The 23,892-nt window shown below is 52.9% G+C and carries 18 protein-coding genes and 1 pseudogene; 13 read left to right on the forward strand and 6 right to left on the reverse strand.

Going from position 1 to position 23,892, the window contains the following annotated elements; genetic code table 11:
* Positions 1–85 precede the first annotated feature (85 nt).
* The 4 genes from EGM51_17195 to EGM51_17210 form a co-directional block, all read right to left on the reverse strand.
* Complete coding sequence (locus EGM51_17195; GenBank protein QBG49048.1) at positions 86–1,417, reverse strand: hypothetical protein; 1,332 nt, start codon at positions 1,415–1,417, stop codon at positions 86–88.
* A gap of 9 nt (positions 1,418–1,426) precedes the next feature.
* The gene (locus EGM51_17200; GenBank protein QBG49049.1) at positions 1,427–5,350 is read right to left on the reverse strand and encodes a hypothetical protein; all 3,924 of its coding nucleotides are present in this window, start codon (positions 5,348–5,350) and stop codon (positions 1,427–1,429) included.
* Entirely contained in the window at positions 5,350–6,186 is an 837-nt protein-coding gene (locus EGM51_17205; GenBank protein QBG49050.1) for a hypothetical protein, read from the reverse strand. The genes EGM51_17200 and EGM51_17205 overlap by 1 nt, the downstream gene beginning before the upstream one ends.
* Before the next feature lie 107 nt (positions 6,187–6,293).
* The gene (locus tag EGM51_17210) at positions 6,294–7,031 is read right to left on the reverse strand and encodes a hypothetical protein (GenBank protein QBG49051.1); all 738 of its coding nucleotides are present in this window, start codon (positions 7,029–7,031) and stop codon (positions 6,294–6,296) included.
* 308 nt (positions 7,032–7,339) lie between these two features.
* Here EGM51_17210 and EGM51_17215 point away from each other — a divergent pair, with 308 nt between their 5' ends.
* The 13 genes and pseudogenes from EGM51_17215 to EGM51_17275 all read left to right on the forward strand — a co-directional run bounded on the left by EGM51_17215 (position 7,340) and on the right by EGM51_17275 (position 23,032).
* On the forward strand, positions 7,340–7,996 hold the full coding sequence (locus EGM51_17215) for a DUF1573 domain-containing protein (protein QBG49052.1): 657 nt from the start codon (positions 7,340–7,342) through the stop codon (positions 7,994–7,996).
* Between the two features lie 146 nt (positions 7,997–8,142).
* On the forward strand, positions 8,143–9,372 hold the full coding sequence (locus EGM51_17220) for a hypothetical protein (GenBank protein ID QBG49053.1): 1,230 nt from the start codon (positions 8,143–8,145) through the stop codon (positions 9,370–9,372).
* Between the two features lie 20 nt (positions 9,373–9,392).
* Positions 9,393–10,220, forward strand: coding sequence for a hypothetical protein (locus tag EGM51_17225; GenBank protein QBG49054.1), 828 nt, complete (start codon positions 9,393–9,395; stop codon positions 10,218–10,220).
* A 109-nt stretch (positions 10,221–10,329) separates the two neighbouring features.
* Positions 10,330–13,392, forward strand: a complete 3,063-nt coding sequence (locus EGM51_17230) for a hypothetical protein (GenBank protein ID QBG49055.1) — start codon at positions 10,330–10,332, stop codon at positions 13,390–13,392.
* A 112-nt stretch (positions 13,393–13,504) separates the two neighbouring features.
* Positions 13,505–14,467 carry a tryptophan--tRNA ligase gene (gene trpS, locus EGM51_17235; protein QBG49056.1) on the forward strand — a complete coding sequence of 321 codons (963 nt, stop codon included), beginning with the start codon at positions 13,505–13,507 and terminating at the stop codon, positions 14,465–14,467.
* Between the two features lie 133 nt (positions 14,468–14,600).
* Positions 14,601–15,302 (forward strand): annotated as a pseudogene (locus EGM51_17240) (chromosome segregation protein ScpA).
* 164 nt (positions 15,303–15,466) lie between these two features.
* Positions 15,467–16,204 (forward strand): SMC-Scp complex subunit ScpB, encoded by a 738-nt coding sequence (scpB, locus tag EGM51_17245; GenBank protein ID QBG49057.1) that lies wholly within the window; start codon positions 15,467–15,469, stop codon positions 16,202–16,204.
* On the forward strand, positions 16,201–17,265 hold the full coding sequence (pheA, locus tag EGM51_17250) for a prephenate dehydratase (protein QBG49058.1): 1,065 nt from the start codon (positions 16,201–16,203) through the stop codon (positions 17,263–17,265). Before scpB ends, pheA begins: the two co-directional genes overlap by 4 nt.
* Positions 17,266–17,273: 8 nt before the next feature.
* Entirely contained in the window at positions 17,274–18,377 is a 1,104-nt protein-coding gene (locus EGM51_17255) for a M20/M25/M40 family metallo-hydrolase (GenBank protein QBG49059.1), read from the forward strand.
* Between the two features lie 325 nt (positions 18,378–18,702).
* Positions 18,703–20,379 (forward strand): 2-isopropylmalate synthase, encoded by a 1,677-nt coding sequence (locus EGM51_17260; GenBank protein QBG49060.1) that lies wholly within the window; start codon positions 18,703–18,705, stop codon positions 20,377–20,379.
* Between the two features lie 10 nt (positions 20,380–20,389).
* Positions 20,390–21,253, forward strand: a complete 864-nt coding sequence (aroE, locus tag EGM51_17265) for a shikimate dehydrogenase (protein ID QBG49061.1) — start codon at positions 20,390–20,392, stop codon at positions 21,251–21,253.
* Complete coding sequence (locus EGM51_17270; protein QBG49062.1) at positions 21,253–22,071, forward strand: prepilin peptidase; 819 nt, start codon at positions 21,253–21,255, stop codon at positions 22,069–22,071. The genes aroE and EGM51_17270 overlap by 1 nt, the downstream gene beginning before the upstream one ends.
* A 64-nt stretch (positions 22,072–22,135) precedes the next feature.
* Positions 22,136–23,032 (forward strand): aldo/keto reductase, encoded by an 897-nt coding sequence (locus EGM51_17275; protein ID QBG49063.1) that lies wholly within the window; start codon positions 22,136–22,138, stop codon positions 23,030–23,032.
* A 57-nt stretch (positions 23,033–23,089) separates the two neighbouring features.
* On the opposite strand, the gene rpsU is transcribed toward EGM51_17275, so the two are convergent.
* Both rpsU and EGM51_17285 read right to left on the reverse strand, forming a co-directional pair.
* Positions 23,090–23,272: a 30S ribosomal protein S21 gene (gene rpsU, locus EGM51_17280; GenBank protein ID QBG49064.1), complete on the reverse strand. Its 183-nt coding sequence runs from the start codon at positions 23,270–23,272 to the stop codon at positions 23,090–23,092.
* 208 nt (positions 23,273–23,480) lie between these two features.
* Positions 23,481–23,888, reverse strand: a complete 408-nt coding sequence (locus EGM51_17285; GenBank protein QBG49065.1) for a cobalamin biosynthesis protein CbiX — start codon at positions 23,886–23,888, stop codon at positions 23,481–23,483.
* Between the last annotated feature and the right edge of the window lie 4 nt (positions 23,889–23,892).

Raw genomic sequence — 23,892 nt, forward strand, 5'->3', positions numbered from 1 at the left:
GGGGCACTGTTCAGCGAAAGGTTGGGGCCGCAGTAGGCATCGTCAATAGCTCGTACGGTGTACCAGTAGGTACGGTCCTGATCGGCTACGGAAAGGGTATTGGTATAGGCCAGACGTTCCGCCCGTTCTCGCGGGCGATCGGCCCGGCGATCCGGCCGTATACTTTATTAGCGGCATTGGCCTGCATGTTGGAAATACTATCGTACCGATATACATAATAGGCATGGGTTTCGGCGGCATCAGGATCCTGGTCCCATGAAATTTCCACCGACTGCACCTGATTGCTGGATTCATCGAAGGTGTAGAGTGCGCGGGTGCGAATGTCTTTTGGGACACGCGGAGCTACACGGTCGCAGGCGGTTGCTTCATAACCGTCCGAAACTTCGCCGTCGCGGCCGAGCAGATCGAGGGCGGTGACAAAATAGTAGAACTTTTCCCCGTCGACAAAGGGGGTTCCGCCGGATAGTCCGTCGTTGTCATCGATAAAGAAATAGGTTTCGGGGGTTACCTCATCCTCGTTCGGCAGAATCGGCAGCCGGTTGACCTTCTGTACAGCAGGATCGTTCTCTGCGAGATCAATCAGCTGTTCCGTAGCGGGCGGGTTGACATCAAATCCGTGTTCAATGGTGAACTTTCTTTCCATGCGATACAGGCTGTAGCCGAACTGCATGAGCGCCAGACGGCGCAGGGCATCCGGCGATTCCCAGCGCAGGCGGATATTGAGGTGCCCTTTCGGTGAGGAATCGAATACCTGAACGATATTTTCCGGGGCCGGCAGGATGGTCGGGTTTCCGGCCTCTACGCTGATCCGCCCGATGACTTCACCGGTATTGTGATCGCGGATTTCAAAACTGGTGATACCGCTGCTGCTGATGCGGCAGGCAAATCCGCGGCCGAGGGCCAGAGTGAGGGCGGGATGCGCCTGCGACATAAAGACGATATTCTGAAACATTTCGGTATCTTCCAGCGACCCGTCGATCACGGCGGCCACTTTTTCGCCGAGGGACAGATTTCCGTCCGGAACGGCTTCAGCAAACAGTTCATCGATGGCGGTTTCCAGAAGGTCGAGATCCTGTCCGAGGTTTTCTGCGCGGCTGTTCAGCACAGCAATTGAGTTGGGGTCGGTGTGCAGCTGGGCTGTGCCCTGGAACTCGTAGGGATTCGCCGAGCTGAAATCGCCGGATTTGGCATAGATGTCGTACTGCACGCCCAGCAGCATATTCAGGTCGGTCGCCATCCAGCTCAGGTAGGCCCACTCCCGACCGTTTTCATCGGTGGTTACGGTGCCGGCGGTAAAGATCATATCGCCGAGGCCCTGATTGTTCTGCGCCTTGAGCGAAGCGGACGGGGCCGCCACCCACAGCGCGACCGCCAGGGCCGTTCGGGTTACTGATTTGAATATGTTTTTCGGAATCATGACTGTCCTCTAATAATCGGCGTCCCAGTCGCCGTTTTCATAGGTGATTTCAGCGCTTTTGCTGAACTTGACACAGAAGGGGCACGGGCCCACTTTGCCGGAAATTTTGCCTTTGCCTTTCATCCGCATGATGTCGCCGTTTTTCATGCCGACCAGGGTTACTTCGCCGCGGACACCGACGACGCAGATGGCTTCGCCTTCGGCGCCGAGGAAGATTTTTCCGCCGACCGGTCCTTCGAGGAAGGCGAACACGCCGGCACCGACTCCGGATTTAATCCGGAAGAGACAGCCGTAGTCGATGATGGGCATCCAGCCTTCGCCATAGACATACACTCCGGTGAACGGCGGATCGCCCAGAATACCCTGTACATCCGGATCCCAGGCAAAAGGATCCAGTGTGCAGGTGCGGCCGAAGAAGACGCCGCCTTCCACCTCGAAACTGGTCATTTCGCAACGTACCGCGGCGGAGAGATAGTTTTCACGTGCACCGAAGGCCACGGCGGCATAGAGCTCCGATATTTCGAAGGCTTCGAAGCTGATAGCGCCCTCCGTCATTTCGAAGGCCCCGGCGAGCCCGATCGGTTTGAACGGTCCGGTGGCAAAGGCGAATTTGGTGTTGATTTTTGCACGGAGATCAGAGCCGACCCAGCTTAGATCGACGTCGTCCGAACCGAGGACGACCTCGGTGGCATTGTCGCCCGGAAAACCGCAACTGGAAGAGCCGTCGGAATTCAGCTGACGGATGATGAGATAGGCATTAAATTCCATTTCTTCCGGAACTTTCCACTGGAAGGCACCGTCCAGGCGAAGCTCGGTGAGCGAGTCATGGCGGATGTGGGCATAACCGTCAATCTGGCCGGCGCCGATGAGATCCGACAGATCTCCGAGCATGCCGTTGATTTCTTCATCGATGGCGGTAAGATATTCGCCGATAACATCTTTTATGGCAGTGTTCACCTGCTGGAATACGCCGTCGATGGCGGTGTTGACCGATGCCTGTACCTCATAAACCCGGGAGCGGATGGCCTGCTGGATGTTGCAGACGGGGAGGGAGCCATAGAACTGATCCTCGATGTGCTGGCGGATCATGGCTTTGATTTCCTCGGCAGTATATTCCTCGAACAGATCGCCGGCAGCCTGCAGAGCGGTGAATTCACCGGTCAGGTCTGCCACGGCGGCATCCATGGCGGCCTGCAGCTGGACCGGATCGAGAGCGGCCTGTACTTCGCGGGCGAAAGATTCGCCGTCAGCGAGCTGGGTGCGGATCTGCTCAATTACACGGCGTACTTCCAGCAGATATTCACGTGCTGTATCGAGTGAGGGTTTCAGATGGCTGATGGCTTCGTTCAGTGAGGTTTCAAGTTCCGCTCCCAGCGACCCGGCCACTTCGGAGGCGAGAGTGCCGATAATGCCTGCAGCGAGATCGCCCAATGCCTCGAATTCAGTACCTTCAAGGTCCAGCAGACCGTTAATTGCCTGAGGCAGAAGCTCACCGGTTTCGGGATCGAACTGGACGGTGCCGGTGAAGGCATCAATGACCCGGAGAGCCTGCTCCAGATGACCGTCAATTTCGTCCAGCATATTGGTTGCATTTGCAGTTGTGTCGGCCAGATTTTCCAGTTCGTTCTGAATAGAACCGATCGGTCCGGCAATATAGTTGGTGAGAAGGCCGGAATAGTAATCCGTATTTGGAGCGGCGTTGTAGGCCGTCTGCAACTGGGTGTAGAGTTCATCGACAATGGGATCGACGGTTTCCTGCAGAACCGGTTCAAACAGTTCTTCGGGAATATCGGCAAGCAGATTGTCGAATCGATCCAGTCCCTGGAAAATCGTCATGAAAATATTGCTGTTTACGCTGCTCAGTACAGCTGAGGCCATGCCGGTCTGTTCATCAATGGCATTAAAGGCCATGTTGGCCAGGTTGATCTGCGGCAGGCCGTCGTACTGAATGCCGAATGACAATTCCGCATTTACCCCGCTGAGGTAATCGGCCTGATGTTCTACTTCGAGAATAAGAAGATCGTTTTTTACCGCTTCCGGGGATTGGAAGGATTTGGTCGCGCTTGACCAATCCAGCGGATAATCGAAATCCACGACTTCCAGCCAGGTGCGCTGTGCCCGCGTGCGGTAGGTGTCGGTGGAGGGATTCCGGAAACTGTCTACGTCCACACCTTGCGGAATGCCGGCATTGAGGACATCAAAATCTTCAGGCTTTTTGTGGAAGGTGTGCCCCAGAGCATCGGTGAAACCGCCGGTCATGTGGATTGGAGCTGCACTGTTGTTGGTGCTTGCGCTGGTATGAAACAGCACATTGAGATCTTTAAAGAAGGCAACATCAAGGGCTCCCGCAAAGTTGATCCAGCCTGTGTCGTCGGGTGCTGCTCCCGATTCGCCGTAATCGTTGTAGTAAGCGGAGAGGATCGGGGTAAAGCGGTATACCTCATCCTGCGGTCCGTCGAGTTCAATCAGATCGGGCAGGCTCAGACGCGAATCGATGCCGATAATGCCGTCGGCTTCGGAGGCGATTTCTCCACTGGGCAGAAAGCCGAGCACGCCGGCCAGCGGTTTGTCGATATTGGCGCAGGCGGTGGTGATACCCAGGCAGAGACCGCGTTCGCTGTTGCCGCAGCTGTCGTTGACCGTCGGTTTGTAGAACAGTGATTTCGGACTGATGACGGCGTTCCAGTATTCGAGGGTTTTATCCGGAGCACCATCAATGTCGGCACTTAGAATTTCACCCATGCAGTCGAATTTCATCTCTTCATATTCGAGGTCGAAGTTGCTTGGGAAGAAAAGGGAGACAAGCCCCTGCACCCGGGACTCCTGCGGTTTTCCGGAGAGATAGGACAGACCGTATTGGCTGAAGTTGTGGAGGTATCCGTAAATGTAAAGGGTTTGAGGGAATGTTCCCGGCGAGGCTTCGTGAATACCGGTTACCCCGGACGGGCGGAGGTAATATTTTGCGCGGTCGGTCAGCCACCAGGTGCCCGACGGTGTTCCGCCCAGAACGGACTCCGCCGGATAGGAGGCATCAATACCGGTCAACACATTCAGACCGGCATAATGGGCATAGCCGTTGCGGTAGTCTTCGGCACCGGAATAATGTCCGGGACGTTCCATTTCAGAGCTTTTGGCATGGGCGCCGGAAAGGAGGATAACCCCTGGGCCGAAGTTGTCGGTGACCGGAAGAACGGACTGATCGCCGCGAATAAAGTGGCCCGCCATACAGAACTGGCCTTTATGAAAATCCATTGCGCGCTGGGCATAATAGCCCGCTTTATTTTTGCCCCATTCAATATCGAGGCTGTTGAGCTCCACCGGCTGAAGCAGGCCGCCGTCTTTACTGAAAGCTGCCGGAGAGTTCGCATACATCTGAACCGGGGTTGCACCGCCGGGATCGGCGCAGGTGTGTGCCGGGCAGGTGGGGTTGTATTCAATCTGCATATCGGTGGTGTTCCGCAGTTCGCTGCCGGTATCCACGAGATCCTCTGCAATCATGATGGAGGATGAGTCTAGCCATTGCACAACAGGACCATAGGGGAAGTGCGTGTGGAAACTTCCGGGATCAAGTGAAATATCCACTGTCATGCGGGCATCCTGGGAGGGCCCGGGGTTGACCTGAATATCGGAATTCACTCCGGCCACCGCTGTATAGTATTCAGCGTTAGAGCGTTTGATAGCGAGATCAGGTGATGTCAGCGAAGGTTTAGCAACGGCTAACTGTACATGGTCACTTTCGCGAGTGAAGGTAATACTGCCGGTTTGGGTAAAATCCAGCGTTCCATTGGCCGGATCCCAGGTGATATCCTGCACATCAATCCATAACGGTTTGGTTTCTTCGGTAATTTTAAAAGGGCCGGGTGATGTCAGCACGTATTTCGGTTTGAGACTGGAATCCAGCGATACGGAGCCGAAGGTATATGTAGACTGCATCACATATTCGTTCGCCGTGGAGATCCCAGGCCGGCGGGCATCCGCAACCGGATGTCCGCGTAAGCCCCGGCCGTGCTCAGGGTGAGGTCATTCGGCAGCGTATACTGAAGACCGGCCATGGTAACGGGATTCGGAACCGCTACGGTGATGGTCTGGGTTTCTGAGGGGTGAATGGAATAGTTGAGTGAAACCGGATCCTTGATCACATCGAGATTATTGAAGACAAAGCTGTATCCGGAAATCGTTCCGCTGCCGCTGATGGTGTGCAGGGTATCGGAAGTCCGGGTCCAGTCGGTGACGGTGATGTCGGTTTCAACATCGTCGAAAAAGAGTTTGCCGGAATACTGGTTGATGGTGAGCGGCAGGGTCCGGGTGTTGTTGTTTTCCCGGCCCTCATCAATTTGGTTGCCGGCGTCGGCTTCGATAAGAACAGTGTAGTTGTTTTTCGTGAATTTTTCGGTGCCGGGAATATAGAAGTTTGCGGTCCAGTCATCTTCCTGCGCTTCCAGTGCCGGGAAAGTGATATTCCGGGTTACGCTGTTGGAGAAAACCGGCGAGGCTCCATCGAGAATAGTGAAGCGGTAGGAAATACCCGGATAGGATTCGGTTACCTGTCCGCTGCGCAACGTGGTCTGGATCTCAATCGGAATATTTCGAGTGCCGAGTGTAGTTTTCCAGATATTGTTGGTATTCGCGGCAAAGAGATAATCGGCATCATGAAGGAAGAGGTCGGCATCGGAAAAGATCCGGATATCATCGAATTCCCGGCCGTCGGTCGGCCAGCTGTAATTGTCTACCTGCTGAAACTTGATATAAGGGGTTCCGGTCAGGGCCATGCCGTTCTGTGCTGCCAGATCGTTAATATCGAGGTTGAAAGTCTGCCAGCCGGTAGTGCCGTTGGGCAGATCAAAAATTTTGGTGAATGACGAGCCGCTGTCATTACTCAGGAAAATGCCGTCGCCGGCATGGAGTTCCTCCCGGATGCCCGATGTTTAAAGCTGAGTGTGAGTGGATCGTAATCTTCGATGTCGACCACCATCACAACGCTGTTGGTTGCGGTCTGTCCGGCAGAAAGGTTGTCGTCCATCCGCATGACCATGTTGGTGGCAATGTCCAGTTCCTGGACATAGGTCAGACTGGACGGTGAGGCACCGGATGCTGATCCGGCTGCCGGGTATCCACTTATGGCGTATCCGCCGATGCTTTGTCCGAATGCCGTCTGCTGCGGATGGGAGCCGGAGGTGCTGTAGCGCGCCGAGTTGTTCCAGGCGGCACCGATCAGGTAGTATTTGCCCTCCTTCAGGACAGTGTTGAGTGTGCCGTAGACATAGTTGGTGCCAATGGATGCGGTAACCGTGTTGGAGGAGATTAGTGAATAGGTTCCGTTTGCCGTGGAACTTTCATACACCAGAAACTGCACGGAGGTGGATTGCGAGCGGCCCAGATAGAAACCCTGGCGGGTGAGTTCCACGGTTTGGTCGCACTGGAAAAAGTTTCCCCTCATACGGTTGCTGCCGGTGTAGTGGCTGGGGTTGAAAAGCGGGCCGGGAATATTCTCTGTAATCACCGTGTCGGTATCTCCACGCAGTTCAATGCGTCCTTCCGGGGAGGAGTTATACACCCACAGGATATTATTCGGCAGAGTCGCTTTGTCGAAATCTTCGCGGATCGGCGGAGCCATCGAATATGCGCTCCGGGTGGTGATCAATAAAATTATCAGACAGAAAAGCCGGGATAATCGAACTGAACCGGAAGGAAGAGTTTTCATTACTTTTTCCTTTTTTTAAATTCCGGAGGTGTCGGCTAATGTATAAATGTATAGCCGGTAAGCTCCTCTCTTTGTTTTCCTCAATAAGTGCAAGCTAGGGTTGAGGCTCATTATTGTCAATATTAAGTATATTAGGATTTAATATAATTTATGGGGTATCATCCGCGATACGTCGGTTTATTTTGATTTATCGGGTTACAGGAATCGGGTATCGCTTGTTTATGAAAACAGGATTAATCATCAGTCTGGTGGCTTTTTATGCTGTGCGTGTTGTGGCTCAGCTGGAGTGGGATCAGGAATTTATCCGGCTGAAGGCACACCCGCTGCAGGAAAAGATGCAGATCGAATTCAACTACCGGAATGTCGGGGATCAGCCGGTGAAGATTGTCCGTATGGATTCTTCCTGCGGCTGCCTGGTTCCGCAGAAGGGACCGCGCACGGTGGCTCCGGGAGAGTCGGGATCGATTACGGCTGAATTCATGTTACGCGGCCGAAGCGGAAAGCAGAAAAAGCATATTCTGGTTACCACTGATCGTAATGCGCAGGTTCCCTATCGGCTCGATATTGAGGTGGATATTCCCGGCAGTTACCTTCCGTCGGTTAAACGGGTAATCTGGGAACGTGCGGAAACTTATGAATCCCGCACCGTCAGGCTGACGAACCATTATCATGAACCGATCAACCTGATCGAGGTGCTTCCAAGCATTGGTACGCTCAGAACAGAACTGAAGACGGTCAAACCGGGGTTTGAATATGATCTCACGATCACCCCCGAACCCGGTGTGAAAAATCTTCGGGCATTTATTCGACTGAAACCCGAACCGCTTTCTGAAATGCAGAAGCCCCGGGATTTTAAGGTGTATGTCTTTGTGCGGTGAAACGGATTTAATTTAAAAACACACCGTTTAAAACGTGTATTGGTATGCATATATTTATAAATTTAAAAAGATGCTAATTAGTCTTGTTGTCTGAGAAAACCCTTTTAGTGTCCGTCTCTAAGAAAAGATGTGAAAAGGGAGGGCACATGGCATCGCAGGCAACAATCCTTATTCCGGGAATTAAAGGGACTAAACTGCTGAATTCCAACGAGGTGAATCATGACACCATCTGGTCGGGGATTCAGAGTAACTTTGAATCAATCGACGATCTGACGCTGACCAGGAGTTATCGGAACCGATATTATGACGAGGCGCTGGAGTGTATTATTCAGCCCAGCGAGGTGGAACAGCTCGCTTATGGAGAGCTTGTACAGGAGCTGCGGAAAACTTCGAGCCGTCCGGTTTATATTTTCAACTATGACTGGCGCTACTCCAATGTGGAAAACGGCGAACGGCTGCGGGACTATATCGGATACCTGATTGCCAAATCAAAAGCCCGCCGCCGGGTGGATCCGAATCAGCCGGTATTTTCTTCGTTCGATTTTATCACGCACAGTATGGGCAATCAGGTGTTGCGTTCGTATCTGAATCTGGATGGATTCCGGTATGTTAATAAAGCGGTGCTCACCGTGCCGCCGTTTCGGGGATCGCTTGAGATTATTTCGGCATTGATTAAAGGCGAAGGGCTTTTTGCCGGAACCAGAGAAAGCATGCGGAAACTGGTGCGCACCTGGCCCGGTGCCCTGGAACTGCTTCCCCGTTATGCCGGGGCCTCGCGTTTTGAAAACGGAGCGGCACACAACTTCTTCAACATTAATCACTGGCAGGAGAATCTGGTGCAGATTAAACCGGATGATTCCGATGAAAAGATTGCGCGGAAGGAAAAACTGAGGGCGCTGATCCGCCGCGGAAAAAAGATGGTGGAGCAGGAAATGGTGGATCTTGATCAGCTTTCCGCGGCCGACAGAAAACGGATGCTGATTGTGGTTCGCGACGGGTTTAAAACCATGCAGTCCATACAGGTGCTCAAAGATGTTCCGTCTCCCGGACCGGCGAATCTGTTCAACCTTTCACAGGTAGCTGTCAGCAAAGACGGCGACGGTGCTGTGGCGCATGCCAGCTCCTGCTGTTATGCCCGCCCAGACGGTTCCGGTGTTCAGACGGTTGCATTAATGAAAGATTTCTGGGCCAACGACAACAGCCACGGTTTTGTGCTGAACGAAGGACGTATGCAACGTCTGATTCAGCGTTTTCTCTATTCCGATGCCCCGTTCGATTACCGGATTCCCGGAAACTCTGTCCGTGAAGTGATCGGGCTGGATAAACGCGGATGGGGCCACAACCTCTCGCGCTGGGGATTGGTGCTTAAAGATTGAATATTGAAAGGGAGGGCGTGATGAAAATCATCATTTATCTGGCTGTGATTATTGTGTCTGTTTCGGGGTGTGAAACCACCGGCAGGAGCACATCCCGGGAGATCAGTCCCGGTTATTATCCTATTGATCCGCTGCCGGTGCAGTTGGCTAAGCCGGACGGTTATGAACCGGTAAAAATGAACGAAGCAATTCTGGCGGTTCTTCCGGATGAAACCATGCGCCTTTCGGTGGGATCGTTCGATTCTTCCGGTGGAATTACCTATGGGCCGGCGGGTGGAAACTTCAGCAAAGGCAGCTATGTGGTCGTGCTCGATTATATCAAGTATACGACGTTGCCGGTGGGGATTCTGGAAACGGGGACAGCGTCGAATACTATGCTGCAGGCGGTGGAGTATGGGACAGATGCGCCGATGTCCACCGGGCTGTTTACCGGCGTCGGCCTGCGGTTGACCGCAAATCTGAGTGTGCTGAAATCGAATGTGGACCTTAGCAGTCTCTTTGCTGTCGGGGTGGCGGCTGAAGCAAAACAGGTATCGGGTTCAATGGTGATTCAAACGCTGGGAATCAGTGGAGAGCCGGTTTCGACGATGCTGCCGATGCCCAGCGAAATCAGTCGGTCAAGTATTCAGAATGCCATGCTGGCGCTGGGGGCTATCAAGGCTAAATTATATGAAGAGGATATTACCATTACCCCCCGTATTCTCGGCTTTAACAACACCTATTGCAAAACGCCGGAATCGATAAGCTATTTTACGGCTTCTCTCCTGAATCTTCCGTCTCCGTACCCGCCCGTTAATCTGGTGCAGGTTTTTGCAGCACAGGCAGATGCTGATGATCATGGGCTGTAAAGCAGTTCTACTCAATCCGGTTAAGGCCGGATGGTTATAAACGGTACAGGCCGTATGGCCGGTATGAAATGATCCCGGTTCGCCAGGAAAACGTGAATGAAGGGGCATCATGAAACTGTTAGGCACCGGTTCCGGTCCGATTCCGGCGAGCAATGTGATTCTGCTGTTCAGCGCGATTATCGGCGCACTGATATCGAGCACCCGCACCACCCTGAAATCTCATCGGCCTGTTATTCCGGAAGAGGCTGTCGTGGAACGGACGGACAGTCAGGTAGCTGCGCGGCTTTGGGAGGATCCCTTTGATGTGCTTGAGCGATGGGAGTTGCTAGCGTCAAAGGGCCGGGTTGAACTCAGGTCTCTGCAGGCAATTCTGGCCGCCAGACCGAACAAACTGATTATTCCGGTAATCACTGATGACGAACATTATCCGGAGATGAGGGAAAACCGGATTCAGCAACGCTACGCCATACTGGCGGCTCTGAGCACCTCAAATTATAAGCCGGGAAATCCGAAAAAAATGGGGATTGGCGAGCTGGTAATTGACGGTGTCACTATTGGGGTGCCGTATGATTGGTTTTCACTGGATAAATCCAAACCGGCGGTTTATCCGGACGGGGGAATTAACGGGATTGATCCCGCCTATAAACAACCGGGCAATATGTCCAATCATGAATTCGAGCATGTATGTGTTCTCTGGCTGCGCAGTGACTTAAAGGCGAAGGACTGGGCCGAAAGGGATGCCGAAATAAAAACAGCTGAATCGTTCGCGAACATCTGGAGAAAGAAGACTGATGCATTGGGGAATGCCTGTGCCTCGATGAAGCACCGGATCAGCAGGCTTGAGGCCGTCAGCAGAGCTCTTGGCCGATTTAAGGAAAATAAACTGGCCGATGCCGGAACGATGAACGGAATTAAAAGTCTGTATCCGGTTCCTGTCTGCAGTGTCTTTTCGCCATGGGCCACTGCGGATAATTATCTGCTGAATGCAGATCTCACAGACGGCAACCGTTTTAATGAACTGATGGATAAAAAATATGACAGCAGAACCGCGATCGGGCGCAGCGCACTGGCGGAACTGCGTAAGGAAATGCTTTATTTCCACGGCATTCATTTCAACCGTACTGTACAGAAAGACAAACGTGTCGCTGAAGTGCTGGTCAATGAACTGGTACGGCGGGGAGCAATTGTGCCGTCGGGCAATAGAGAGGAATCGGCGGCCCGCATCGTTTTGATCGGGGAATGGGATTCTGTGTTCAGTCGGGCGCTTTCAACCACATTCGCGCTGGAATACCTGGGAATAATGGGGCGGCCGGCGTACCAGTGGCCGGCTGAAATTGAGGTTTTTGAATATTTGCGAGGAATCGACGGGCTCATACCCGGTGCGGAACATAACGACGTCCCGTCATCCGGCAGCGGCACGCGAGACGGACAGAGCGTATATCAGACCTTAGGCAAACGGTATCCGGACGGAGCAAGCCAGTATGACTATCTCCGGCGATTGGCCGACCGTATTCAGCATATCAATACCGATGAACACAAAGTTACGGCGGTCGGCATTTTTGGCAGTGATCCGTATGATAAACTGCTGATTCTCCGGGCACTGCGAGGGAAAATTCCCGATGCGGTATTTTTTACGACCGATCTTGACGCCCGCTTTTTTCATGGAGAAGAATTGAAGTGGACTCGCGGACTGGTGGTGGGTTCCAGTTATGGACTTGAGCTTGCTCCTGCGCTGCAGCAACGGACGGCACCGTTCCCGAATACTTATCAGACCGGGATTTATGCGACCATGTTTACGGTCCTTAACGGAGCACCCTGGGCGTTCAATATTGATGATTATGAGCCGCGCATTTTTGAGATCGGTCTGCAGGGGGCCGTCGATATATCCAATCGGGAAAAACAGTTGGGCGATTTTTTTCTGCCGCTGCATCCGGAGCCGGATAATCTGTGGAGAAAACAGGTCTTCAATCTGCTGGTCCTGCTGGGTCTGGGGGTTGCCGTTCCTGCATTGCTTCTCGGTCTGTTCGGCTTTTTTAAAACCGAAAAAGAAAATCCGGATATGTCAAAGTCGGCTCTTTACTGGCTGCTTTATGCCGTTTTATGCGGTTGGGCGATCATCTCATTTTTCAGAAAAGTCGTTGAAAGTGCAGCGGGATCCTATGGAGGAGAGCCTCTGTCATTTTCCGGCGGGATATCCATCTGGCCGTCGCTCATGATCCGTATTCTGGTTTTTATATTTTCACTCTTTTTTATCATCAGAACCTATTTTTCCATTCGTAGCGATTCTTGTTCAATCGCTTCAGAATTCGGATTTGACACCGGATCGCTGAACAAAAAAGAATACGGATTTCTGAAGAATCTTCTGTGGCCGTTCCAGCGGCGGGGAACAGAACCCGACATTTCTCAGATCTGGAGTGCGTACAGCTGCCGCCGTGGAATAGGCTGGATTTACGTTGTACTTTTTCTTGCCACATTTATATACGGCAGAATGGCTTCGCTGGTTGTCCGTTGCGACCCTCCGTTTGTTCCGTACCGGGGACTGCCTGCACTGGAAGCACATGAAAGTACACTCCGTCTGGCGTTGCTGAGTATGATTCTTCTCTGCGGAATTACGGTTTATACCCTGTTGCGCAGTACTCGACTTATCTGCAGTCTCTATCACCGTGGGAAAAAAAGCTTTGAATCGTGTTCCTGGATGCAGAGCGGACTGCCGGCTTCGGAGTGCCGGATTCATCTGAATAATATTTTTCTCGTGGGCCGTGTGACGGAGACCACGGGGCGGATTATTATCTATCCGTTTGTCGTGCTTTTTCTGATGATTTTTTCCCGGTATTCTTTCATCGATCTGTGGGACTGGCCGCTTCCGCTGGCCGCTGTTGTCGGTCTGATCGTATTGTCCGCACTTTTTTCAGCGGTTTACCTGAGATATAAAACCAAGGAAATTCAGAAACGCGCAATTGATCTGCTCCAGATGCAAAAACTGAAAAAACCGGGAAAACGGGATGATATTAACCGGTGCATCGAACAGATTGCCGGGTATGATCGCGGGGCGTTTGCTCCATTGTCGAGTAATCCCATCCTTCTGGCCGTATTAACGCCGTTCGGGGTATCGGGGCGGTTACGATCCTCCAGAGCATCATTGCCGGGCTGTAAAAAGAGGTCGTTGTGTTGAATCCGCCGGTTCGGTCGTTCCGGTTTTGAGGGTTTATTGGATTTGTATAGGGGGCGCGGAATCGGTAAAAAGTTCCATTCTTTCTGAAAACGAATGATTTGGAGCACTTTAAATGAGAATTCTGACGGGTATTCAGCCTTCGGGCAAACTGCATATCGGCAATTATTTCGGGGCGATCAAGCCGGCGACGGAACTGCAGGAACAGGGTGACGCCTATATTTTTATCGCGAATTATCATGCGCTGACAACGGTGCATGACGGACCGGCGCTGCGGGAAATGACAAAAGATGTGGCGCTGGACTATCTGGCGTGCGGCATTGATCCGGAGAAAACGGCGTTGTATCGGCAGAGCGATCTGCCGGAAGTACAGGAGCTGGCGTGGCTGCTGTCGGTGGTCTGTCCGATGGGGCTGCTGGAGCGCTGCCATTCCTATAAGGACAAGATCGCGAAAGGATTCGCGACGACGCACGGCCTTTTCGCCTATCCGGTACTGATGGCCGCGGATATTCTGGCGGTGCAGGGTGAAGTGGTGCCGGTGGGCAAGGACCAGAAACAGCACTTGGAAGTGACTCGCGATCTGGCGATTAAGTTCAATAACCAATATGGTGAAGTTTTCACGATTCCGGAAGCGGCGATCCGCGAAAATGTGGCGGTGGTGCCGGGGATTGACGGGCAGAAAATGTCGAAGTCGTATGACAACACCATCGAAATTTTTGCCGAGGGCAAACCGCTGAAAAAGCGGGTCATGTCTATTGTAACCGACAGTAAAGGGCTGGAGGATCCGAAGGAGCCGGAAGGCGACAATGTTTTTGCACTGTATAAACTGTTTGCTTCCGAAGAGGAACAGCTTGATCTGGCGGCGCGATATCGGGCCGGCGGGCTGGGTTATGGCCACGCCAAGCAGGAACTGCTGGAAAAAATCAATGAGCATTTCGGGCCGATCCGTGAAAAACGCCGGGAATTGGCGGCCAATATGGATTATGTGGAAGACGTGCTGAAGACCGGTGCGGAAAAGGCGCGGGTGCTTGCCCGTGCAACCTTGCAGAAAGCGCGTCAGGCCGCCGGGCTCGAATGAGTTTTGAATGGAATGCTGAGGTGTGGGGCTGCGACGGGCTGTTTAGGAAAGTCCGTCTTCTGAGTTCCAGGCCTCATCATTCGTCATGCTGAAGCTGTAAATGCGAACGGACGTGAATTCACAGATGGAATTAATCAAAGACGACTATAAGGTTCAGCTCGAGGTGTTCGAGGGCCCCTTGGACCTGCTTTTATACCTCATCAAAAAAGATGAGGTGGATATCTATGATATTCCGATCGGTCGCATTACGGATCAGTACATGGAATATCTGCGGCTGATGAAGGTACTGGACCTGAATATCGCCGGCGATTTTATCGTGATGTCGGCTACGCTGATGCTGATTAAGAGCCGCATGCTGCTGCCGGTGGAAGAGCGTAAGGATGAAAGCGAAGAGGAAGAGGAGGATCCGCGCTGGGATCTGGTACGCCAGCTGGTTGAATATAAAAAGTTCAAGGATGCGGCGGATCATCTTGAGGACCTTGAGCTGCATATGGAAAATGTGTTCAGCCGTGAAAGTGAACATGTCGAGCTTGGCGCACCGCCGGATGTCGATCTGAAAGACGCGAGCATCTTTGATCTGATTTCGGCGCTGAACGAGGCGCTGGGCCGTGTGAAAGAGGAGGATCTGCAGGAAATCTTTGCCGAGGAATATACGGTCAGTCAGAAGGTGACCTTTATTGTGGAAAACCTGAAGGTGATGGATCGGCTGTGTGTTTCTGACCTGTTCGGTGGTATGACCTCGAAGCTGGAGATTGTCTGCACATTTCTGGCGGTACTGGAGCTGATTAAGCTGAATAAGATTGCCTGTGTGCAGGATGAGCGTTTCGGTGACATTGTGGTGGAACCGCGCGATCCTGATCCGGCGCCGGCGCTGCCGCCGGAAGAACCCGAGGAACCGCATCCGGAACTTGAACTGGATGATGGATCGGATGACGATAGATCCGATGAAGATGACAAGTTAGAAGACGAAGAGAACGAAACGCTTTAGCGGAGAGTAACATGAGCGAAAGCACGGTAGATGTACTTCCAGAGTTGAAGCAGATTGTCGGCGCGCTGCTGTTTGCGGCGAAAGAGCCGCTGACGGTGAAACGCATGCGCAAGGCGATGATCGAAACCGGTAACGGTTACGGCGGACCATACGAGCAGTATGCAAAAGCGACGGACAAGCAGATTGAAGGGGCCATTGAGCAGCTGACCGAAGATCTGCAAAAGGCCAAAGTCGGCCTGGAGGTGGCACTGGTGGCCGGAGCGTATCGTCTGCAGAACGATGCCGCGTGCGGGCCGTTTGTGCGGGCGCTGCTGGAAAAGAACCAGACCATGCGTCTTTCAAAACCGGCACTGGAAACGCTGGCCATTGTGGCATATAGGCAGCCCTGCCTTCGTTCGGAAATTGAGGAGGTTCGCGGTGTTTCCGTGGATGCGGTACTGCGTAAACTGATCGATATGCAGCTGGTGCGGGTGGTGAAGCGTTCCGAGCTGCCGGGCCGGCCGTGGCTGTTCGGGACCACACAGAAATTCCTTGAGCATTTCGGGATCAACGATATCAATGATCTGCCGGGAGCGCAGGAACTGAAACGTACGATGCCGGTTGAAGAAAAGAAAAAAGAGACGACAGAGGAGCTTCCGGGAATCGAAAAAGAACTGAAGGAAAAATCGGATGCCGCGGATATGGATGCTTCAATGGCGGCATTGGATGAAGAGATCCAGAGTTCGGAAGGCAACGGGGAGAAAAAATGAATCTTAATGATTTAAGAAAGCAGATCGACTCGCTCGATTCTGAAATTGTTAAACTCCTCAATGAGCGCATTAATGTTGTGCTGAAGATTGGAGAGGAAAAGAAAAAAGAGGGAGCGGAAATTTATGTGCCGTCCCGTGAACGTGCGGTATTTGATAAAATCAAATCACTGAATTCCGGGCCGCTGCCCGAGGAATCGGCCCACGCGATCTACCGTGAAATTATGTCGGCCGCGCTGGCGCTGGAAACGAACATGAAGATTGCCTATCTCGGTCCGGAAGCCACGTTCACGCATCAGGCGGCGCGGAATAAATTCGGCGTCAGTGTGGATTATATTCCAACCAGTACAATTGCCGAAGTGTTCGACCGTGTGGCCAACCGTACAGCGGATTACGGTGTGGTGCCGGTGGAAAATTCCACCGAGGGTGCCGTGACGCATACCTTTGATCAGTTTGCCAACACCTCGCTTAAAATCTGTGCGGAGATTTATCTGCCGATTTCCCTGACGCTGCTTTCGCGGCATCAGAAGGACGAGATCCGCCTGATTTTCAGTAAGCAGGAAGCGTTCGGGCAATGCCGTGCCTGGCTGGCGGGGAATATGCCGAATGCTAAACTTTCGCCGGTGGAAAGTACGACGAAGGCGGTGCAGCTGGCGCTGGAAACGCCCGGTGCTGCAGCGGTGGCGAGTGTGATGGCTTCGGATATGTACGACATCGAGGTGCTGGCGGAAAATATTCAGGACATGCAGGGCAATACCACCCGCTTCCTGATCATCGGCCAGGATTACAGTGAGCCGACCGGCAATGATAAAACCTCTGTGATGTTCGGTGTGAAGCACAAGGTCGGAGCGTTGTACGATGCCCTTTCGGTGTTTAAAGCCGACAACATCAACATGACAAAGATTGAGTCGCGCCCCAGCCGGAATAAAAACTGGGAATATTACTTCTTTGTCGATATCGACGGTCACGCCGATGATCCGGAAGTGAAGCGCGCTCTCGAAGCGCTGCAGGAGCACTGCACGGTCATGACGGTGCTCGGTTCTTATCCCAAAGCGGAAATGTGAATCCGCCGATGTCTTTAAGCCTGTCAGAACTGAAGCTGTTCAGGGAGGTGGTTTCACTGCCGACGGCCCCGTTCTGCGAATCGAAGGTCCAGGCGTTTGTACGTGAATGGGCGGCCGGGAACGGGATCGGTTTTGAAGAGGATAAAGTCGGGAATATCCTGCTGACGTATAAAACGCCCGGGCGCGCACCACAGCATCCGTGGGTGCTGCAGGCGCATATGGACCATCCCGGATTTGAATGGAACTCCCGGCGGGGCCGCACGGTACAGGCCTGGTTCCGTGGCAGTGTGGGGGAACATTATTTTCCCGGCGCGCGCATGCAGTTTTTTCCACTTACCGGTAATCCGGTTTCCGGGACGGTGGAGGTGGTCCGGCGGGACCGGGAGAGCGGTTTTCTGAAGTGTCGGATTAAACTGGATGAAGCCGTTCCGTTGGAGCCGGGAACGCCGGGTATGTGGGAACTGCCGCCCTGGAAAAAGCGTGGAAACCGGCTTGAGCTGCGGGTGGTCGATGATCTGTGCGGTGTGGTTTCGATATTGATGACCTTGAAACGGCTTAAGGATTCGGGGGCGCGACGAAAGGTGTACGGCCTGCTGACCCGTGCCGAAGAGGTCGGTTTTGTCGGCGCAATTTCGGCGGCGAAAAACCGGCTGGTCGATCCGGCGTTTCCCATCCTTGGAATCGAAGCTTCAAAGGCACAGCCGAATGCGAAAATCGGACAGGGGGCTATTGTCCGGGTGGGTGATGCTTCGACTGTTTTTGATCCGGAATTGACGTCGAGTCTCCGTAAAACGGCGCGCGCGTTACACCGTGCAGATCCGTCGCTGAAATTTGTGGAATCGCTGATGCCGGGCGGAAGCTGTGAGTCGACCGGGCTGGCTTTGCTGGGTTACCGCACCTGTGCGGTCTGTCTGCCGCTGGGTAGTTATCACAATATGGGTGCATCGAAGATCGAAGCGGAAAAAATTGATCTGCGTGATTTTGAATCAATGGTTGCTCTGCTGACGGAGGTTTCGCAGACGAAACCGGGAGATTCGAATACAGCGGAACTGAAGAAACGGATGCTGGAAAATCACCGGAAACGGGCAGAGTTGCTTTATGGGTGGAAATGAGGGTTGACAGTTTCCCGGAATTGGAACTAGGTTACCGAAAGTTATGAAACGTGCATTCAACAACCTGCTGCTAGGCCTGCTACTCACTGGGAAAGATCCTGTGGAGGCGGTTTGCCTATAGTCTGTTGATTGAATCAACCACTTTTGAAAAACCTCTGCAGGGAAACCCGCAGAGGTTTTTTTGTGTTCAGCGCTGCGGATTAATATTGGGAACCGGAAAGCGGGGGCGTGTATTTCGGTGTTTGTCCGTGGCTAGAAAAAATGTGAATGAAATGGAATAGAAAAGCAGGGTTGGATAAATTAAGCCCTTTTGCAGGAGAGAAAAATGAGTGTACCAAAATACAGAATTCCGGAGATGATTGATATTCCGGATCGTCAGTGGCCTTCAAAGAGCGTCACACAGTCGCCGATCTGGTGTTCAGTGGATATGCGCGACGGAAACCAGGCACTGCCTGATCCGATGGATCCCGATCAGAAACTTGAATATTTTAAAATGCTCTGCGATCTCGGGTTTAAACACATTGAAATCGGGTTCCCGTCAGCCAGTGCAGATGAATTCAACTTTTTCCGGACGCTGATCGAAGAGGACCTCATACCGGATGATGTCTTTATTATGGGGCTCACGCAGTCGCGCCCGCATCTTATTGAAAAAACGATGGAGGCGTTTAAAGGCTGTAAGCGGGGGATTGTTCATGCCTACATTGCACCGTCGGATCTGCATATGAAGCAGGTTTTCGGTATGGAGCGCGAGCAGTTGGTTGAAACGGCTGTGGCCGCCACCCGGCAGATTCGCGAACTGGCTGATCAAATGCCGGAATCGGATATCCGCTATGAATTTTCTCCGGAAGAGTTTACCGATACAGACGTGGATTTTTCTGTCGAACTCTGCAATGCGGTATTTGACACGTGGGGCAAGGCTTCGCCGGAAAAACCGATGATTATGAATCTTCCGGCGACGGTGGAACGCCGCCCGCCGAATCATTATGCCGACATGATCGAACTCTTCTGCCGCAAGGTGAAACACCGTGACCGCATTCTGGTATCTCTCCATTCCCATAATGACCAGGGGATGGCCGTGGCAGCTACAGAGCTGGCTTTGATGGCCGGGGCGGATCGCGTGGAGGGCACGCTCTTCGGACATGGCGAGCGTACAGGTAATGTCGATCTCGTTACCTGCATCAGCAATCTCTATTCGCGGGGCATTGAAACCGGTATCGATTTTTCCGATCTCGGGCACGTGGCGGAAACAGTGGAACGTCTTACCGGCATGCCGATCTATTATCGCCAGCCGTATGCCGGCAGCTATGCCTTCACGGCCTTTTCCGGTTCGCATCAGGATGCTATTAACAAGGGCGTGCATAAGCTCAAAGAGGCTCCGGATATGTTCGGTATGGGCTGGAAGGTGCCGTATCTTCATATCGATCCGGCGGACCTCGGCCGTAAATTTGAGCGGTTGATCCGCATCAATTCGCAGTCGGGCAAAGGCGGCATTGCATGGGTGCTGGAGCAGGATTTCGGGATTGAAATCCCCAAGGCCATGCAGCCGGAACTCGGTCGCTATGTGCAGGGCTACAGCGAAAAGGTCGGTCGTGAAATCAGTGCCGATGAAGTGTATGAGGTTTTTCTGCATGAATTTGTGTCGCCGGAGGGACCGTATGAACTCATCGGATACTGGCCGCGGCCGGATGATGCCGACCCGACTTTTATTCACGGTGAGGTGAAGCTGAAGATCAATGGCGAAGAAAAAACCATTCAGGCCGATGGAAACGGGCCGATTTCGGCTTTCGTTTCTGCAATCCGGCAGGTGGTGGATGTTGATTTTACTGTGGATGACTATCATGAACAGGCTATCGATAAAGGAGCCGATGCTCAGGCACTTGCCTATGTCCCACTTAAATTGGCGGGTAACGGCGTGATTTTCGGTGTCGGGGAAAACTCAAATATCAACCAGGCGGCAGTGCGCGCCATTGTTGCCGGCCTGAACCGTATTACTAAAAAATAGGGATCTGAAGATGAAGTTGAGTGGACATACTAAACCGTTCGCTGTGCTGGGGCATCCGATCGGGCACACGCTGTCGCCGGTCATGCACAATGCCTCGATGGAGGAGTTGAACTTTGATGGTATTTATCTGGCGCTGGATGTGCATCCGAACCGCCTGATGGAGGTGTTGCCGTCGATGGCGCTGATGGGTTTTGCCGGCGTCAACCTGACCGTTCCGCATAAAGAGGTGGCTTTCCGAGGACTTGAAAAGCTGGATGCGAGTGCGGAGCTGTTCGGCGCAGCGAATACGGTTGAGTTTACCGAAGAGGGGATGGTCGGTCATAATACTGACGGTTATGGTTTTCTGAAGGCGCTGGAAGAAGCGTTTGGTAAAACTGTTCAGGGCGACCGGATTTTTGTGTTGGGTTGCGGCGGAGCAGGGCGGGCCACAGCGTTGCAGGCGGCAGTCGAGGGCGCAAAAGTGCTGGTGCTGGCTGATATCGATGCAGAACGGGTCCAGCGGCTGGAAGATGAAGTGAAGGCACTTGTTCCTGATGTGGAAATTTTCCAGGCTTTGGAAAAGGAGAAGCAGATTGAACTGTGCCGCGCATGCGATCTGGTGGTGCAGGCTTCGCCGGTGGGGATGAAAAAGGACGATCCTTCGCTGCTTCCGCCGGAAGCATTCAAAGAGGGGCAGCGCGCTTTTGACCTGATTTACATGTATCCCGAAACCGCATTCCTGACCACAGCGCGCGAAGCTGGCGCGCAGATTGCTAATGGGTTGGGTATGCTGCTGCATCAGGGCGCGCGCGCCTTTGAAATCTGGACCGGCACCGAGCCGTCGGTTCCGGCGATGCGCAAAGCGCTGGAAGATGCCGTTTACGGGAGTGATTAATGGGAATTTGGGACTGGTATTGGACCTGTGTGGTCTTTTTGTTCGGCGCCTGCTGGGGCAGTTTTCTGAATGTGTGTATTTACCGCATTCCGGCTGAACTTTCGGTGATAAAGCCGCGGTCCCGCTGCCCGAAATGTATGACGGATCTGGCCTGGAAGGACAATATTCCGATCTTCGGCTGGATTTTTCTCAGGGGGAAATGCCGGTACTGCAAAGCTCCGGTTTCAGCCCGTTATCCTACGATAGAGCTGTTAACTGCACTTCTGTTTTCCGCGGTCTGGCTGGTGTATCCCTACCAGTGGGGGATCGTTTTTGCTTATTGTCTGCTGATCTTCGGGCTGATCTTCGGGAGCATGGTCGATTATGACGAAATGTGGATTCCTGACCGTGTGACGATCGGCGGGGAGATTATCGGGCCGATCCTGAGCTTTCTGATTCCGGCCCTGCATGGTGCCGACACGCATATGGGTGGTCTGGTCCAATCGCTGATCGGTCTGGCGGTTGGGTTCGGATCGCTTTACTCCGTTTCCGTGATCGGGAAACTGATTCTTAAAAAAGATGCCATGGGGTTCGGCGATGTGAAACTGATGGGGTGCCTGGGCGCTTTTCTGGGCTGGGAAGCTGTGATTTTCATTGTCTTCATTTCCTCGCTGCTTGGTACGATCATCGGCGTAACATTCATCGCTCTCGGAAAAAAAGAACTGCAGAGCAAAATTCCGTTCGGGCCGTACATTTCTCTGGCGGCGGTGATCTGGATACTCGGAGGCTGGCGGCTTTGGGAACTCTATGGTGAATGGATGCGCGGCACGGCCTATTAACTGTTTTTGAATATCGCCATATTGCGTACAACCTGTTATTCGTTCCTGTGAACCGGAGGTTGATATGCTGAATACGAGTCGCCGTAACTTTGCTCTTCCCCTCATTGGAACAGCCGCTTTTTCGGCATCGGCCGTCCGTTCGGAGGAGGTCCCGGCCTCACCGCCGCAGGTCACACTGGGAAACACCGGTATCATTATGTCGCGTATGGGATTTGGTACCGGAGTGAAAGCCGGCAGAAAAAAGTCGATTATGACCCGCAAAGGCTATGCGGAATTTGTCGGCATGTTCCAGCACTGCTATGACCGGGGAATCACCTTTTTTGATCTGGCGGACTGGTATGGGTCTCATCCCTACTGTCGGGAGGCCCTGCGCACTATTCCGCGCGATAACGTTTCTCTTCTGACCAAATTCTGGTTCCGGAGTGATGGAAATATTTCCGCTCTTTCTGTGGCCCAGCGTAAACAGTCGGCGAAAAAGGCACTGGAGCGGTTTCTTGAAGAGCTGAATGTTGAGCATGTCGACATGCTGCTGCTCCACTGTCTGGTCAAAAAGAACTGGGTGGAGGAGATGCAACCGTATATGGATGTTTTTTCGAAAGCAAAGGCCGAGGGCAAGATACGTGCGCTGGGTGTTTCCTGTCATGATTTCGGAGCGATGGAAACCGCCGCCGCATTGTCGTGGGTGGACATTATGCTGGCGCGTTTGAATCCGTATGGAGTGAAATGTGATGCAGAACCCGCCGAGGTGCTCGCTCTGCTGAAGCGGGCCAAAGCCAATGGGAAGGGAATTATCGGAATGAAAATATACGGTGAGGGACAGCTCGTCGATAAGCGTGAGCAGTGCATGAAGTATGCACAAAACTGCGGGGCACTGGATGCCATGACCATCGGAGCGGTTACTCCGCAAGAGGTGGATGAGAATCTGCGGCTGATGGCAGAATATCCGGCAGTATCCGTCTAAACCCAAAAAAGCTCCCGGTGAAGGGAGCTTTATCAAACGATTTCCAAAGACTGGAAATCAACGGCGTGTACGACGGCTGTTCGCCAGACGTTTTTTCTTTTCGCTCGGCTTTTCGTAGCAGCGTTTGGAACGCATGGTTTTCAGAACACCTTCTTTATCCAGCGCTTTTTTCAGACGACGCAGTGCGCGGTCCACATTTTCGCCGCGGCGTACTTTTACTTCGCATGTTTCTTGTGCCATTTCTAAATTCACCTCCCCCGATCATTTGGGGTCAAAAGAGCGAGGAAATTAGGGGAGAGAAGGGCATAAGTCAATGGCAATATAGCGCGATAAGACCATTCCATTATGCCGCCGCCGGTTTATGGCAGGCTGCTCCGAAAACGAAGTGCGGTTATAGCTCTCCCGAATTGCAGAGTTCCATACCGGGAGGGAAAAGACAGAGTGCCCATCAATCGGTTTCAAGCGAGGCGAGCGCAGGATTGCGCGCTTTTCCGCCTTTGTAGATCTGATTGAGAATCAGGGTGCTGATCCCCTGCAGAGCCCCGAGATGCGGGAGAATTTCAAAGTCGATATTCGGATACTTCGTTTTTTCCTCTGCAATAATATGCGGAATGTCATTTACCACGTGGGTGCCTGCGGCGAGAAAATAGGGGAAAATCCTGATTTCGGAAGCACCTTCGTCGGCGAGATCGGCGACAGCAGAGTCGATCTGCGGGCTGGAAATTTCAAGAAAAGCACTGGCTACGAGGTTAAACGCCGGCCCGGCGTTTTCGTGAATGCGTTTGGCTAGGCGGCGGACTTCATCATTCGACTCTTTACGGCGGCTGCCGTGCGCGACAATCAACAGTGCTTTCATCAGT

Source organism: Verrucomicrobia bacterium S94 (assembly GCA_004299845.1).
Classification (GTDB): Bacteria; Verrucomicrobiota; Kiritimatiellia; order Kiritimatiellales; family Pontiellaceae; genus Pontiella.

Excerpts from the sequence above, each read along its gene's own strand:
- scpB (QBG49057.1), top strand. The coding sequence starts at position 15,467 with ATGAGCGAAAGCACGGTAGATGTACTTCCAGAGTTGAAGCAGATTGTC.
- EGM51_17220 (QBG49053.1), top strand. The coding sequence starts at position 8,143 with ATGGCATCGCAGGCAACAATCCTTATTCCGGGAATTAAAGGGACTAAA.
- pheA (QBG49058.1), top strand. The coding sequence starts at position 16,201 with ATGAATCTTAATGATTTAAGAAAGCAGATCGACTCGCTCGATTCTGAA.
- EGM51_17215 (QBG49052.1), top strand. The coding sequence starts at position 7,340 with ATGAAAACAGGATTAATCATCAGTCTGGTGGCTTTTTATGCTGTGCGT.
- EGM51_17255 (QBG49059.1), top strand. The coding sequence starts at position 17,274 with ATGTCTTTAAGCCTGTCAGAACTGAAGCTGTTCAGGGAGGTGGTTTCA.
- EGM51_17270 (QBG49062.1), top strand. The coding sequence starts at position 21,253 with ATGGGAATTTGGGACTGGTATTGGACCTGTGTGGTCTTTTTGTTCGGC.
- EGM51_17275 (QBG49063.1), top strand. The coding sequence starts at position 22,136 with ATGCTGAATACGAGTCGCCGTAACTTTGCTCTTCCCCTCATTGGAACA.
- EGM51_17205 (QBG49050.1), bottom strand. The coding sequence starts at position 6,186 with ATGGCCCTGACCGGAACCCCTTATATCAAGTTTCAGCAGGTAGACAAT.
- EGM51_17195 (QBG49048.1), bottom strand. The coding sequence starts at position 1,417 with ATGATTCCGAAAAACATATTCAAATCAGTAACCCGAACGGCCCTGGCG.
- EGM51_17225 (QBG49054.1), top strand. The coding sequence starts at position 9,393 with ATGAAAATCATCATTTATCTGGCTGTGATTATTGTGTCTGTTTCGGGG.
- EGM51_17260 (QBG49060.1), top strand. The coding sequence starts at position 18,703 with ATGAGTGTACCAAAATACAGAATTCCGGAGATGATTGATATTCCGGAT.
- EGM51_17200 (QBG49049.1), bottom strand. The coding sequence starts at position 5,350 with ATGCAGTCTACATATACCTTCGGCTCCGTATCGCTGGATTCCAGTCTC.
- trpS (QBG49056.1), top strand. The coding sequence starts at position 13,505 with ATGAGAATTCTGACGGGTATTCAGCCTTCGGGCAAACTGCATATCGGC.
- rpsU (QBG49064.1), bottom strand. The coding sequence starts at position 23,272 with ATGGCACAAGAAACATGCGAAGTAAAAGTACGCCGCGGCGAAAATGTG.
- EGM51_17210 (QBG49051.1), bottom strand. The coding sequence starts at position 7,031 with ATGGCTCCGCCGATCCGCGAAGATTTCGACAAAGCGACTCTGCCGAAT.
- aroE (QBG49061.1), top strand. The coding sequence starts at position 20,390 with ATGAAGTTGAGTGGACATACTAAACCGTTCGCTGTGCTGGGGCATCCG.
- EGM51_17285 (QBG49065.1), bottom strand. The coding sequence starts at position 23,888 with ATGAAAGCACTGTTGATTGTCGCGCACGGCAGCCGCCGTAAAGAGTCG.
- EGM51_17230 (QBG49055.1), top strand. The coding sequence starts at position 10,330 with ATGAAACTGTTAGGCACCGGTTCCGGTCCGATTCCGGCGAGCAATGTG.